Below are 12,308 nucleotides of genomic sequence, written 5' to 3' on the forward strand. Positions count from 1 at the left end.
TCCGTTCATGGTTCCGTTCAGGAGTCCGTGAAGGTTTCGCCCCGTTCGGCCTTGCGCAGGAGCAGCTCGGGCGGGACGAAGCGCTCGCCGTGGCGCTCGGCCAGCTCGCGCGCCCGGGCCACGAAGCCGGGCAGACCTCCCTCGTAGCCGTTGATGTACTGGAGGACGCCGCCGGTCCAGCCGGGGAAACCGATGCCGAGCAGCGAGCCGACGTTGGCGTCCGCCACCGAGGTCAGCACGCTCTCCTCCAGGCAGCGCACCGCGTCCAGCGCCTCGACGAAGAGCATGCGCTCCTGCATGTCGCGGAACGGGATCTCGTGCCCGGGCCTGGTGCCGTGCTTGCCCGGGGGGTGGCCCCCCGAACCCCCGAAGTGCTCGCGCAGTCCCGGCCACAGCCCGGCGCGCCTGCCGTCCTCGCCGTACTCGTAGAAGCCGGCGCCGCCGGAGCGTCCCGGGCGGCCGAACTCGTCGATCATGCGGTCGACGACGGCGTCCGCGGGGTGCGGCTCCCACCTCTGCCCGGCTTCCTCGGCCGCCCGGCGGGCCTCCTCACGGATCTTCCGCGGGAGGGTGAGTGTCAGCTCGTCCATCAGGGAGAGCACCTTGGCCGGGTAGCCGGCCTGGGCCGCCGCCTGCTCCACGGACGCGGGCTCGACACCCTCGCCGACCATGGCGACGCCCTCGTTGATGAAATGACCGATGACCCGCGACGTGAAGAAACCGCGCGAGTCGTTGACGACGATCGGTGTCTTCTTGATCTGCCGGACCAGATCGAAAGCACGGGCAAGGGCCTCGTCACCGGTCCGCTCACCCTTGATGATCTCGACCAGCGGCATCTTGTCGACGGGCGAGAAGAAGTGCAGCCCGATGAAATCGGCCTGACGCTCGACGCCCTCGGCCAGCGCCGTGATGGGCAGCGTCGAGGTGTTGGAGCACAGCAGCGCGTCAGGGGCGACGACGTGCTCGATCTCCTGGAACACCTTGTGCTTGAGCGACGTGTCCTCGAACACCGCCTCGATCACCGCGTCGCAGCCCGCCAGATCGGCGGCCTCGGCGCTCGGGGTGATCCGGGCGAGCAGCGCGTCGGCCTTCTCCTGGGTCGTGCGGCCCTTGGCCACGGCCTTGGCACACAGCTTCTCCGAGTAGCCCTTGCCCTTGAGCGCCGCCTCCAGGGAGACGTCCTTGAGGACGACGTCGATGCCCGCGCGGGCACACGAGTAGGCGATACCGGCGCCCATCATCCCGGCACCCAGAACGGCGACCTTGGTGACCTGGCGGGACTCGACGCCCCTCGGCCGGTTGGCGCCGGAATTGACCGCCTGGAGGTCGAAGAAGAACGCCTGGATCATGTTCTTCGTGATCTGCCCGGTGACGAGTTCCGTCAGGTATCGGGCCTCCACGACGAAGGCGGTGTCCACGTCGACCTGGCTGCTCTCCACGGCCGCCGCGAGGATGTTGCGCGGCGCCGGGAAGGGCGCACCACCCGTCTTCTTCTTCAGCAGCGCGGGGAGGGAGGGGAGCCGCGCGGCGAACCCCGGGTCCGAGGGCGTACCCCCGGGAATGCGGTGGCCGGGGGCGTCCCAGGGCTGGGCGGACCGCGGGTGGGCGTCCACGAACGCGCGTGCCCGGGCGAGGAGTTCGTCGTGGTCGGCGGCGATCTCGTCGACCAGGCCGGCCTCCAGGGCGCGTTCAGGTCCGTACGGGGTGCCGTCGAGGAGCACCTTCCGCAGGGCGTCCGCGACGCCGAACATCCGGACGGTGCGGGTCACTCCCCCGCCGCCGGGCAGCAGGCCCAGGGTGACTTCGGGAAGCCCGACCCGGGCGGCCGGGGTGTCCAGGACCACGCGGTGGTGGCAGGCCAGGGCGATCTCGTAACCGCCTCCCAGCGCCGCGCCGTTGATCGCGGCGACGACCGGCTTGCCCAGGGTCTCCAGGACGCGCAGCGAGCGCTTGACCCGCATCCCGGCCTCGAAGGACTCCTGCGCCGTCTCCGGGGTGACGGAGATCAGGTCGCGCAGGTCGCCACCGGCGAAGAAGCTCTTCTTGGCGGAGGCGACGATGACACCGCGGATGCCGTCACGGCGTTCCGCGAGCCGCGCCGCGACGGCGTCGAGCGAGTCGATGAACGCGGCGTTCATGGTGTTGGCGGACTGGTCGGGGTCGTCCAGGACGAGGGTGACGACGCCGGTGTCGTCCTGCTCCCAGCGGATGGTGGTGGACTCGGTGCTCATCAGGAGGTGCTCCAGGTGATCCGTCGGGAGGGGGTCAGATGCGCTCGACGATGGTGGCGATGCCCATGCCGCCGCCCACGCACAGGGTGGCGAGGCCGTACCGCTTGTCCTGGCGCTCCAGTTCGTCGACGAGGGTGCCGAGGATCATCGCGCCGGTGGCGCCGAGCGGGTGACCGAGGGCGATGGCGCCGCCGTTGACGTTGACCTTGTCCAGGGACAGTCCCATGTCCCTGACGAAGCGCAGGACGACCGCCGCGAACGCCTCGTTGATCTCGACCAGGTCGATGTCGTCGATGGTCAGCCCGGCCTTGGCGAGGGCCTTGCGTGAGGCGGGAGCCGGCCCGGTCAGCATGACGGTGGGATCGGAACCCGAGACCGCGACGGAGACGATCCGGGCCCGCGGGACCAGACCATGACGCTCACCGGCCTGCGTGCTGCCGATGGCGACGAGGGAGGCGCCGTCCACGATGCCGGAGGAGTTGCCCGCGTGGTGGACGTGGTCGATCTTCTCCACCCAGTGGTACTTCTGCAGCGCCACGGCGTCGAAGCCGCCGAGTTCGCCGATGTCGGCGAAGGAGGGCTTGAGCTTCGCGAGGGAGTCGGCGGTGGTGCCGGGGCGCAGGTGCTCGTCGTGGTCGAGGACGAGCAGCCCGTTGCGGTCCCGGACGGGGACGACGGACCGGTCGAAGCGGCCGTCCTTCCAGGCGGCGGCGGCCCGCTCCTGGGAGAGGGCCGCGTAGGCGTCCACGTCGTGGCGGGTGAAGCCCTCGATGGTGGCGATCAGGTCGGCGCCGATGCCCTGCGGCACGAAGCCGGTGTCGTGGTTGGTGCGCGGGTCCAGCACCCAGGCTCCCCCGTCGCTGCCCATCGGGACGCGGGACATGGACTCGACGCCGCCCGCGAGGACCAGGTCCTCCCAGCCGGAACGGACCTTCATGGCCGCCATGTTGACGGCCTCCAGACCCGAGGCACAGAAGCGGTTCTCCTGGACGCCGGCCACCGTGTCGGGGAGTCCGGCGGCGATGGCGGCGATGCGGGCGATGTCGGAGCCCTGGTCACCGAGAGGGCCGACGACACCGAGGACGACGTCGTCGATCGCCGCCGGGTCTAGGTCCGGGAAGCGGCTGAGGGTTTCGTGGATGAGGCCGACGACCAGGTCGACGGGCTTGGTGCCGTGCAGGGCTCCGTTCGCCTTGCCGCGTCCGCGCGGGGTGCGGATCGCGTCGTACACGTACGCTTCGGTGGTCATCTCGAGTGCCCTCCATGGGGGTCACGACGGGCCGCGGATGCGGCACGGCTTCGATGCGGGCGGTCGGCGCGGGATCAGCCGAGGAGGGAGCGGCCGATGATCTCCTTCATGATCTCGGTGGTGCCGCCGTAGATGGTCTGGATGCGGCTGTCGAGGAACGATCGCGCCACCCGGTACTCGCTCATGTAGCCGTAGCCGCCGTGGAGTTGCAGACACCGATCGACGACCCGCTTCTGCAGTTCGGTCGCCCACCACTTGGCCATCGACGCGTGCGCGGCGTCGAGCCGGCCCTTGTTGTGCTCGGTGACGCAGCGGTCCAGGAAGGTTCGGGTGACCGCCGTCTCGGTGGCCATCTCCGCGATCTCGAAGCGGACGTGCTGGAGCTTGGCCAGCGGCCGCCCGAACGCCTCGCGCTCCTTCACGTACCGCGTGGTGACGTCGAGGATCTCCTCGGCCGCGGCGGCGGCGCCGACCGCGATGGCCAGCCGTTCCTGGGCGAGATGGGCCATCAGGTGGGTGAAGGCGCGGTTCTCCTCCCCCAGCAGGTTCTCCTTCGGGACGCGTACGTCGGTGAAGAACAGCTCGGCGGTGTCCTGGGCCTTCTGGCCGATCTTCTCGAGGTTGCGGCCGCGTGCGAAGCCGTCCGCACCGCGCTCGACGACGAGCAGGCTCAGCCCGCGGCTGCCACCCTCGGGGGTGGTGCGGGCCACCACGACGACGAGGTCGGCGAGGATGCCGTTGGAGATGAAGGTCTTGGAGCCGTTGAGCAGGTAGTGGTCGCCCCGGTCGGTGGCGGTGGTGCGGATGCCCTGGAGGTCGGAGCCGGCGCCCGGTTCCGTCATGGCGATGGCGGTGACGATGTCGCCGGAGACGAACCCGGGCAGCCAGCGCCCCTTCTGCTCCTCGGTGGCGAGCCGGGTCAGGTACGGGCCGACGATGTCGTTGTGCAGGCTCAGGGCGAGTCCGGAGGCGCCGGCGCGGGCGAACTCCTCGATGAGCACGGCACTGTAGCGGAAGTCCTCGGTGCCACCGCCGCCGTACTCCTCGCCGACGGCCATCCCCAGCAGGCCCTGGCGGCCCGCCGAGCGCCACACCTCGCGGTCGACGACGCCGTCCTTCTCCCACCGTTCGTGGTGCGGGGCCACCTCCTTGGCGAGGAAGGTCCGCACGGTCTCGCGGAAGGCCTCGTGGTCGGGGCCGTACAGGTCTCGTTCCAATGTCACAGCCAACTCCTCACGCGTTCGACCAGCCGGGCGGGTTCGGGGCCGACGGGGGTGACGTTGAGCATCGTCACCCCCGCCTCCCGGAAGACCTCGACGCGGTCACGGACATAGCCCTCCGGGCCGGCCAGGCAGATCTGTTCCAGCAGTTCGGCCGGCACGGCGGCCTCCGCGTCCTTCTTGCGGCCCGCGAGGTAGTGCTCCTGGACGGCGGCGGCCGCGGCCTCGTAGCCGTAGGAGCAGACCAGGTCGTGGTAGAAGTTGCGGCCGGGGGCGCCCATGCCGCCGACGTACAGGGCGACGGCCGGGCGCATCAGGTCGCGGACCGTCTCGGCGCCGTCCCCGATGGCGAGCGGGCCGCCCGCCACGACCGACAGCGGTCCGAGTGCGGGATCGCGCTCGGCGGTGCCCTCGGCCAGGGACGGTCCCCACACCTCGGCGGCGTGCTCGGGCGCGTAGAGGAACGGCAGCCAGCCGTCGGCGAGTTCGGCGGTCATCCGGACGTTGGCCGGGCCGAGTGCGGCGACGTACACGGGGATGGTGACGCGGACCGGGTGGGTGAGCAGTTTCAGGGGTTTGCCGAGGGTGCCGCCCTTCTCGGGGGGAAGGGGCAGGTCGGTGATGCCGTGGTGCTCGATCACCTCGCGCCGCCAGATCCGCCGCGACAGCTCGATCACCTCGCGGGTGCGGCCCAGCGGGCGGTCGTAGCGGCGGCCGTGCCAGCCCTCGACGACCTGCGGTCCGGAGGCGCCGACGCCCAGGAGGGCGCGGCCGCCGGTGAGGGCGTCGAGGCCGGCGGCCGTCTGGGCGATCAGGGCGGGGGTGCGTGAGTAGACGTTCAGGACGGCCGAGCCGATCCGCATCCGCTCGGTCTTCGCGGCCAGGTAGCCCATGACCGTCGGGGAGTCGAAGCCGTAGGCCTCGGCCACCCAGACGGCGTCGAGGCCGGCGGACTCCAGCGTGGCGGCTCGGTCCGCCGCCTCGCGCGGGTCGCCGGTGTACGTCAGAGGCGAGGACAGTTCCATCAGCGGCGGCCCTTCAGCAGTTCGGGCAGGTCCCAGTCGCGGGCCACGTCGGCGGTGCCCGCGCCGGGGACGGCGGGAGGCAGCCGGAGAGTGCCGGGGGTGGCGGAGAAGCGGGGCGCGGGCGCGGGCTGGGTGACGCCGTGCGCCTCGGTGTAGGTGCCGCGCTCGGTCAGGTGCGGGTGGCCGGCCGCCTCGCGCAGTGAGAGGACGGGGGCGACGCAGGCGTCGGTGCCTTCGAAGACGGCCGTCCACTCGTCGCGGGACGCGGCCTTGAACCGGGCGGTGAACCGGGCCCGTAGCTCGGCCCAGTGGTGCGGATCGGCGCGGTCCGGCAGGTCGTCGCCGTCCAGGCCGAGCAGCGAGACGAACACGGCGTAGAATTGCGGTTCCAGGGCGCCGACCGCCATCCAGCCGCCGTCGGCGGTCTCGTAGACGCAGTAGTACGGGCAGCCGCCGTCGAGCGTGTTGCGTCCGCGGGCGTCCTGCCAGGTGCCCCCGGCGAGCATGCCCCAGAAGAGGGCGGTGAGGTGGGCGGCGCCGTCGACGATCGCGGCGTCCACGACCTGGCCCCGGCCGGTGGCGCGGGCGGTGAGCAGCGCGGCCAGGACGCCGGTGGTGAGGTAGAGCGAGCCGCCGGCGTAGTCACCGAGCAGGTTGGCGGGGACGGCGGGCGGTCCGTCCGGGGCGCCGATCATGGAGAGGGCGCCGGCCGTGGCGATGTAGCCGATGTCGTGACCGGCCAGCGGCGCGAGCGGCCCTTGCTGCCCCCAGCCGGTCATCCGGCCGTACACCAGGGCGGGGTTGACGGCCATGCACTCCTCGGGGCCGACTCCGAGCCGCTCCGCGACCCCCGGGCGGTAGCCCTCCAGGAGGATCTCCGCGCGTGCCGCCAGGGCCCGCACGGTCGCCGGCCCGTCGGGCGACTTGAGGTCGACCAGGACCGAGCGCTTGTTGCGGTTGGTCACGTCGTGGGCGGAATCACCGGCGAGCGGCCCGGGTCCGGGACGGTCGACGCGCACCACGTCGGCGCCCAGGTCCCCGAGCAGCATCGCCGCGAAGGGGCCGGGCCCGATGCCCGCCAGCTCGACCACGCGCACGCCGTCCAGCGGTCCGGCACTGCCGCGGCCGTGGGCGTCAGGGGGGTGGTGGCTCATGGGTTCCTCTCTCGGGCACGGCGGGCTGCCGCCGCGCGACCAGGACCTTACTGAGCGTTCGCTAAGAACGTAGAAGCGCACAGTCGATCGGTCAACGCCCTGAACACCAGGAGTTTCGGCGGGACTTGCCGGGGAAAGCAGACAGAGCCGAAGGTGAGGCCCCCGCCCGTTGCTGAGCGATCGCTAAGCTCGCAAGAGGAGAGGAATTCCGGACTCACGGTCGTACGATGCCGCCCGTCGACGCATGTTCCGAGGAGAGTCGTTGAGCACCGAGCCGAGCCAGGACACCGCGGCCCCGGCGCAGCACTGGCGCCGCTACGGGCCGCCCGACCTGCACCCGATCCTGGCGCACGCCATGGACGCCTTCAACGAGCACGGCTACCACGGCACTTCGGTCCGCAACATCGCCGGCCGGGTCGGCGTCACCGTGCCCGCGCTGTACTACCACTACGAGAACAAGCAGGCGTTGCTCGCCACCCTGCTGGAGACGTCCATCAAGGACGTCCTGGACCGCTGCCGGGCGGCGGCCGCGGAGGCCGGGCCCGATCCGCTGGCGAGGTTCTGCGGCATGGTCGAGTCGATCGTGCTCTACATGGCCCACCGCCGGTCCCTGGCCTTCCTGGACACCGAGATCCGCAGCCTGGAGCCAGGCAACCGGGCCCGCTACGTGGCGCTGCGCGACTACCTCCAGCACATGCTGCTGGACACGGTCGAAGCGGGCCGCGCCGAGGGGGTGTTCACGACGCCGATCCCGGCCGACGCCGTCCGCTCGGTGCTCATCATGTGCCAGGGCGTCGCCAACTGGTTCCGTCCCGACGGCCCGCTCAGCGCGGAGGAGGTCGCCGAACGCCATGTGCTGCTGAGCCTCGGCACCGTGGGGTACCCCGGCGCGTTCACCGGCGAAGCGGCACCCCCGTCCCTCCGGCGCCCCGCGGCCTCCCGCGGTCCGGCACCCCACAGCGTCCGGTGACGCGGACGGGGTTCCGGGATCGCTGCCTCACGGCACCACCGTCACGGTTTCAGCATCGACGAGAGGACACCGCATGGACCCGCGCGAAGCCCGCACCCGTTTCCAGGCGCTCCGCGAGACGAAAGGCACGGTCGAGGCGGCCGAACTGGACGCTGTCTGGGCCGGGTTGGACACCGTACGGCTCGAAGAGATCCTGGGCGAGTGGAAGGGTGGCGAGTTCGACACCGGCCATCCCCTCAACGGCATGCTGGAGCAGGCCGGCTGGTACGGCAAGACGTTCACCTCCGTGCACGACGTCAAGCCGTTGGTCTGCCGCGACGCCGAGGGCCGGCTGTACTCCAACCGCGAGCTGGGCCAGGGTGAGGCCAGCCTGTGGACCGTCGAGTTCCGCGGCGAGTACACCGCGACGATGATCTACGACGGCCGCCCGGTCCTCGACCACTTCAAACGGGTCGACGACACCACCCTCATGGGCATCATGAACGGCAAGGGCATCCCCGCCGACGGCCCCTACTACTACTTCTTCCTCGACCGCGTCGACGGCACCGCCCCGGGCCGGCGATCCGGCGAGGACCTGTGAGGCGCGTCCGCGCCGCCGTCACCCAGGAACCGGGCGCACCGTTCACCGTGCGGGACGTGGAGCTGGAGGAGCCGCGACCGCGTGAGGTGCTGGTCAGGATGACCGCGGCCGGGGTGTGCCACACGGACCTGGGGATCCAGGCGACCTGGCCCCGGCTGCTCACCCCCATGGTCTTCGGCCACGAGGGCGCCGGCCGGGTCGAGGCGGTGGGCGCGGAGGTGACGGGTGTCGTGCCGGGGGACGACGTCTGCCTGACGTTCGCCAGCTGCGGCGCGTGCCCGCAGTGTGGGGCGGGCCACCCGGCGTACTGCCACTCGGCGCGGGACCTCAACCTCTCCGGCGGACGCGGCGACGGCAGCACCCCGCTCCTCCTCGACGGCGCTCCTCTGCACGGCGGCTTCTTCGGTCAGTCCAGCTTCGCCACGTACGCGGTCGTCCACGAACGCGGCGTGGTCAAGGTGCCTTCCGGCCTGCCGGCCACGGTCGTCGCGCCCCTGGGCTGCGGCGCGCAGACGGGCGCGGGAACGGTGCTCAACCGGCTGCGCCCCGAACCGGGGACCTCACTCGTGGTTCTCGGGGCCGGCGGGGTCGGACTGAGCGCGCTGATGGCCGCGGTGGCCGCCGGCTGCGACCCCGTGGTGGCGGTCGACCCGGTCGCCTCCCGGCGGGACCTGGCCGTCGCACTCGGCGCCGAGGCGGCGCTGCCCCCGGGTGAGGGTCTGGCGGCGGCGCTGCGCGATCTCACCGGTGGCGGGGCGCACCACGTCGTGGACACCACGGGCCGGGCGGAGATGCTCCACCGTGCCGTCGAGGCGCTGCGCCCGCGCGGCGCGCTGGCCTTCCTCGGTCTCGGCGGTGAGGTGACGTTCGACATGATGCGCCTGATGACCAAAGGGGTCCGCCTGCATGGGGTGATGGAGGGCGATTCCGACCCCGCCCGCTTCGTCCCCGAGCTGATCGGCCTGCACCGGCGCGGCCTCTTCCCGGTGGACCGGCTGGTCACCACGTTCCCCTTCGAGGAGATCCACGCCGCCGTGGCCGCCATGCGCGACGGCAGCGCGGTCAAGCCCGTCCTCACCTTCGCCTGACCGCGCGGGCCGGGCCGTGCGGTCCGGGCGGGCATTGCCCCGGGCCACCCGCACGACCTGTGGTTGACTGATTCGCATGGTCCCGCCCCCTCGTCAACCCGTTCGGCCGTGACCGCCGATCCGACCACGGCCGCTCGGCCCCGCAACCGCAGGCAGCTCATCGTCGAGGCGGCCGGCCGGGTCTTCAGCGAACGCGGCTACCACAGGGCGTCCATGGAGGAGATCGCCGCCGGCGTGGGCATCACCGCGGCGGCCCTGTACCGGCACTTCCCGAACAAGTACGCGCTCTTCGCCGAGTGCGCCGACGTCATGGCGGACGGACTGGTCGCCGCACTCGACGAGGTGCCGCCCGGGGCGCCCCTGACCGATGTGCTCGCCGCCGTCACCCGGGTCACCGTCGCGCGCCGCGCGTCGGGCGGCGTGTACCGGTGGGAGGCCCGGTACCTCAACCGTGAGGACCGCCGGCGTCTCAGGGCGACGTTCGGGCGTCTCGTCGGACGGGTGGACGAGGCGGTGCAGCGCGAGTATCCGCGGTCCGACGAGCACCTGCGGGCCGTTGCGGCCCTCGGTGCGATCGGCTCCGTCACCATGCACCACACGTCCATCGCGCAGCGACGGGCCGAGGACCTGCTGTCGGCGTCGGCGCTGCGCGTGGCCGCCGCGGACCTCGCGGCGGTGCACCCGAGCGCACGCCCGGTCGAACTGCCCGCCCAGCCGGTGCCGCGCACCCGGCGCGCGGAGATCCTCGCGGCCGCCATCCCGCTGTTCGCACGGGACGGGTTCGCCAACGTCACGAACGGGCAGATCGCGCGGGCGGTGGGACTGGCCCCGTCCGCGCTCTACCGTCACTACCCCGGCAAGGTCGACATCCTGGCGGCGGCGTGCCTCCAGGCGGCGGGACTGCTGGCCCAGGGGGTGGAGCGGAGTCTCCACGAGGTGACCGGGCCGCACGAGGCCGTCGTCGCGCTGGCGGCGACCTACGTGGCCTACAGCTTCGAGTACACCGCGCTCAACAGCGTCGCCGAAGCCGAGGTGGCCGGTCTGCCGGACGATCTGCGGCGGCCCCTGGTCCTCGCCCAGCGTGAACACATCGCCGTCTGGGAGCAGCAGTTGCGGCTGGCCCGTCCGGAGCTGGACCCGCGTCAGGCCCGGGTGCTGGTGCACGCGGGCTTCGGGGTGGTGGTGGAGGCCGGACGCAGGCTGCGGTGGCGGGACGGCCGTGACCACCGTGCCGCCGTGACCGCTCTGGTCGTGGCCGCGCTGGGCCTGTGAAGCGCCCGGAAGTCACCTGGGAGCCCGCCCCTCGACGTTTCCGCCGCGGGACGGGTACCCGGGGTAGCGGACCGGTGGCTCAGCCGGGCCTGTTCCCGGTGGGGATCGTGATGGGCGTGGTGGACCCGGAGGAGCCCTTGTTGAGGAACAGCATGGCCAGGGCGCGCACGAACTGGTCGACCATGTAGAAGGCGCCGGGCATGACGGGCGACAGGCCCTCGCGGAACAGGATGTACGCCGGCCAGGCGGTGCGGACCAGGGCCGCCGCCGCGTAGTCGCGGCGCAGTCCCAGCCAGTCGCCGACCTCGTCGCTGAGGACGTAGCGCACGAACTCGTTGAGGAACCCGCGGGTGACGCCGAGATCGACCTGAGCGGTCAGGCCCAGCAGTTCCTCGGCCAGCTTCCTGCCCTCGGTCGTCGGGGCGAGGATCGGGGTGAGCACCTGCGCCGACTGCGCTTCGGCGGCCGCCCAGGTCTTGGGGATGTACTCGTCCGGCACACCGAGCAGGTGCAGGGCGACCTGCCAGGAATGCAGGAACGCCTCCTGGTCCGCGGCCGGGAACGGCACCCTCCAGTCGATCAGCTTCCTGCGGACGTAGGTGCCCAGACTGTGGAAGGTGACCAGGATGTCGGCGGCACTGATCGGGATGTGCTGGTCGGCGCCGGACGTCCACTGCGGTGACTGCGGCAGCAGGTGACGCACCGCCGCGTGCACCAGCCGGGTCTTGTTGGCGGTGACGACGAACTGTCCCGTGGGCTCGAAGGCCCCCAGCTGGGACAGGTCGTAGCCGAACGTGAACGTCTTGGCCGCGCGGTCCTGCATGTTGGCGCCGCCCGCGGACCAGTAGACGCTTCTGGCCTCACGGGGGATCACGGTGCTCATGATGCCGCTGCCGAGGCCGTACAGCATGAACAGGTAGGTGTCCCTGCGCCGGTTGAAGTCGGCCGCGCGGGTCAGCTTGGCGCGGTCGGCCCACGAGGGCAGCGTGTTGACCTGCCGCAGATGCGCGGTGAGGCCGGCCGGCAGACCGCTGGGCAGCGGGTCACCGTTGTTCACCCACCCCGCCATCGCGGCGTTGATCGACGGAACCTGGCCGTTCTTGATCAGCTCGGCCATCAGAGGGTCCGTGGCGCTGTCCCAGACGTACTCCGGGTCGGCACCCGTGCCGGTGCCGGCCACCGAGTCGGCCGACGGCCACGCCCACGCCGTGGCGCCGTCCGCCACGGTCACGAGCCCGAGCGCGACACCGAGGGACAGGACTCCTCGTCTGCTGAGATTCTCCATTGACTTAACCCGCTTCCCTGAGGGCCAGACGGTGCTCTACGTCCTTGCTGCATGCCGGTTGAGCGACCACCACACTTCGGGTCGTGCCAAGTGATGTGATTTCTCGTTAACATAGCGAGACGAGTCGGGGTGGGCAATGGGGGTGACAGCGGGTTCGTCGGCGCTCCCGTGCATCCCGACGGTCAACGGGGGTTCACGCCAAATGGGGAGATCCCTGGCGAACGGCATGGCCGT

At 71.8% G+C, this 12,308-nt stretch carries 10 protein-coding genes; 4 read left to right on the top strand and 6 right to left on the bottom strand.

Annotated elements, in window-relative coordinates; translation table 11 throughout:
• Positions 1–17 precede the first annotated feature (17 nt).
• From ACIRG6_RS13925 to ACIRG6_RS13945, 5 genes are all read right to left on the bottom strand, one after another.
• A complete protein-coding gene (locus ACIRG6_RS13925) occupies positions 18–2,231 on the bottom strand; it encodes a 3-hydroxyacyl-CoA dehydrogenase NAD-binding domain-containing protein (RefSeq protein WP_403322661.1) in 2,214 nt (737 codons plus the stop codon).
• A 34-nt stretch (positions 2,232–2,265) separates the two neighbouring features.
• Positions 2,266–3,480: an acetyl-CoA C-acetyltransferase gene (locus ACIRG6_RS13930; RefSeq protein WP_403322662.1), complete on the bottom strand. Its 1,215-nt coding sequence runs from the start codon at positions 3,478–3,480 to the stop codon at positions 2,266–2,268.
• A gap of 74 nt (positions 3,481–3,554) precedes the next feature.
• Positions 3,555–4,703 carry an acyl-CoA dehydrogenase family protein gene (locus tag ACIRG6_RS13935; RefSeq protein ID WP_403322665.1) on the bottom strand — a complete coding sequence of 383 codons (1,149 nt, stop codon included), beginning with the start codon at positions 4,701–4,703 and terminating at the stop codon, positions 3,555–3,557.
• Complete coding sequence (locus tag ACIRG6_RS13940; RefSeq protein ID WP_403322667.1) at positions 4,700–5,725, bottom strand: LLM class F420-dependent oxidoreductase; 1,026 nt, start codon at positions 5,723–5,725, stop codon at positions 4,700–4,702. Before ACIRG6_RS13940 ends, ACIRG6_RS13935 begins: the two co-directional genes overlap by 4 nt.
• On the bottom strand, positions 5,725–6,879 hold the full coding sequence (locus ACIRG6_RS13945; protein ID WP_403322669.1) for a CaiB/BaiF CoA transferase family protein: 1,155 nt from the start codon (positions 6,877–6,879) through the stop codon (positions 5,725–5,727). The genes ACIRG6_RS13940 and ACIRG6_RS13945 overlap by 1 nt, the downstream gene beginning before the upstream one ends.
• A gap of 262 nt (positions 6,880–7,141) precedes the next feature.
• On the opposite strand from ACIRG6_RS13945, the gene ACIRG6_RS13950 reads away from it, so the two are divergent.
• The 4 genes from ACIRG6_RS13950 to ACIRG6_RS13965 all read left to right on the top strand — a co-directional run bounded on the left by ACIRG6_RS13950 (position 7,142) and on the right by ACIRG6_RS13965 (position 10,789).
• Positions 7,142–7,849, top strand: coding sequence for a TetR/AcrR family transcriptional regulator (locus tag ACIRG6_RS13950; RefSeq protein WP_364683998.1), 708 nt, complete (start codon positions 7,142–7,144; stop codon positions 7,847–7,849).
• 73 nt (positions 7,850–7,922) lie between these two features.
• Positions 7,923–8,429 (top strand): DUF4334 domain-containing protein, encoded by a 507-nt coding sequence (locus tag ACIRG6_RS13955; protein ID WP_364684000.1) that lies wholly within the window; start codon positions 7,923–7,925, stop codon positions 8,427–8,429.
• Positions 8,426–9,517: an NAD(P)-dependent alcohol dehydrogenase gene (locus tag ACIRG6_RS13960; protein ID WP_403322672.1), complete on the top strand. Its 1,092-nt coding sequence runs from the start codon at positions 8,426–8,428 to the stop codon at positions 9,515–9,517. Before ACIRG6_RS13955 ends, ACIRG6_RS13960 begins: the two co-directional genes overlap by 4 nt.
• 108 nt (positions 9,518–9,625) lie before the next feature.
• Positions 9,626–10,789, top strand: coding sequence for a TetR/AcrR family transcriptional regulator (locus ACIRG6_RS13965; protein WP_364684004.1), 1,164 nt, complete (start codon positions 9,626–9,628; stop codon positions 10,787–10,789).
• A gap of 79 nt (positions 10,790–10,868) precedes the next feature.
• On the opposite strand, the gene ACIRG6_RS13970 is transcribed toward ACIRG6_RS13965, so the two are convergent.
• The gene (locus ACIRG6_RS13970) at positions 10,869–12,074 is read right to left on the bottom strand and encodes an oxygenase MpaB family protein (protein WP_318215406.1); all 1,206 of its coding nucleotides are present in this window, start codon (positions 12,072–12,074) and stop codon (positions 10,869–10,871) included.
• Positions 12,075–12,308 lie beyond the last annotated feature (234 nt).

The sequence above is a fragment of the Streptomyces flaveolus genome (genome assembly GCF_044765825.1).
GTDB lineage: Bacteria > Actinomycetota > Actinomycetes > Streptomycetales > Streptomycetaceae > Streptomyces > Streptomyces flaveolus.